Source organism: Mesorhizobium sp. M4A.F.Ca.ET.020.02.1.1, assembly GCF_004022645.1.
Classification (GTDB): Bacteria; Pseudomonadota; Alphaproteobacteria; order Rhizobiales; family Rhizobiaceae; genus Mesorhizobium.
Genome location: NZ_RZOI01001015.1, coordinates 1 through 1,663, shown reverse-complemented (window position 1 = coordinate 1,663; position 1,663 = coordinate 1). Strand labels below are relative to the sequence as shown.

2 protein-coding genes are annotated in these 1,663 nt (G+C 65.6%); both read left to right on the top strand.

The window, feature by feature from the left end; all coding sequences use genetic code 11:
• Positions 1 to 670, top strand: a 670-nt coding sequence (locus EN742_RS34285; protein WP_281035040.1) for a nucleotide disphospho-sugar-binding domain-containing protein, incomplete at its 5' end; no start/stop codon positions are given.
• 4 nt (positions 671 to 674) lie between these two features.
• The coding region (locus EN742_RS34280) for a glutamine synthetase family protein (RefSeq protein ID WP_148670498.1) at positions 675 to 1,663 on the top strand (989 nt) is incomplete at its 3' end.

Genomic DNA, 1,663 nt, shown 5'->3' with positions numbered 1-1,663 from the left:
GCCGAAGGGCCTGTTCCTGGAGACTTCGCCCGATCTCAACCTGCTGCTGACACCGGCCATCGTGCGCCGCGAACGCGCGGCGCCGCTCGACCCCGTGCGCTTCACCTATCTTGAGGGCTGCGTCCGCTCCGAGGGGCCGTTCGAGGTGCCGGTCTTTCCGCGCAACAGCGGGCCACTGGTCTATCTCAGCTTCGGCAGCCTTGGTGCCATGGATGTCGGGCTGATCCAGCGCATGCTGGCGGTGTTCGACAGGCTGCCCGCCCGCTTCATCGTCAATGTCGGCGGCCTGCGCGACGCCTATCGCGCGGTGCCGGACAATGTCTATCTCGGCGCCTGGTTCCCGCAGCCCTCGGTGGTGGCGAAATCGGATCTCTTCATCCATCACGGCGGCAACAATAGTTTTTGCGAGGCGCTGCGCTTCGGCGTGCCGTCGCTGATCATGCCCTATTGCTGGGACGGACACGACAATGCGCGGCGCGCCGAGGAGACCGGCGTCGGCAACCATATCGGCCGTGATGGCTGGACCGAAGGAGTACTGGAGCGAGCGATCCTCGGCCTGTTGGCCGACGATGCGATGCGCGCCCGCCTGAAGGACAATGCAGCGCAGATGGCGCTGAAGCCCGGAACGGATGTGGCCGCCGAAGCGATCCTCTCTTTGATACGGATGTGACCAAATGCCTGAAAACCACCTGACGACCCTGCCGCCGACGAGCGGCGCCAACGACCCGAAAAGCTGGCTGGCCGCGCACGCGATCAGCGAAGTCGAATGCCTGGTGCCCGACATGAACGGCGTGCTGCGCGGCAAGGCGCTGCCGGCGGCGAAGTTCCTGAAGGCGCTGGAAGACCGCGCGCTCTATCTGCCGAGCAGCGCCTTCCTGGTCAGCATTGACGGCCGCTATTCCGGCTCGATCGACGAAGGCTTCGCCTATTCGGACCCGGACATGCGCATGGTGCCGGATGTCTCGACACTTTGCCTGGCGCCCGGCGGCGGGCCCGGCAAGGCCTATGTCTTTGCCGATGCCTTCCACATGGACGACCGTCCATGGATGGCCTCGCCGCGTCACGTCTTGCGGGCGGTGCTCGATCTCTATCGCCAGCGCGGCTGGCGGGCGGTGGTGGCGCCGGAGCTCGAATTCTATCTCACCGCGCCAAATCCCGATCCGGACCAGCCGCTGACCGCCCCGGCCGGGCGCAACGGCCGCGCCGAAAGCGTGCAGCATCCTTATGACATGGCGGCGCTGGAGGAGTTCGAGCCGGTGATCCAGCGCATCTACGCGCATGCGGCGGCCGCGGGGTTGCCGCTCGATACGCTGATCCATGAGTCGGGCACGGCGCAATTGGAGATCAACTTCCTGCACGGCGATGCGCTGGCGCTGGCCGACAAGGTGCTGTTGTTCAAGCGCCTGACCAGGCAGGCGGCTCAGGCGAGCGGCATGCACGCCACCTTCATGGCCAAGCCGATCGCGGCGCAGGCCGGCTCCTCGATGCATCTGCACATGTCCATTGTCGACGAGGCTGGCAACACGCTGTTTGCCGGCGGCGACGATGCCGACACCGCGATGTTCGGCCACTTCATCGGCGGCTTGCAGAGATATGTTCCGGAAATCATGCCGCTGTTTGCGCCGAACGTGAATTCGTACCGGCGCATTCGTCCTAACCACAG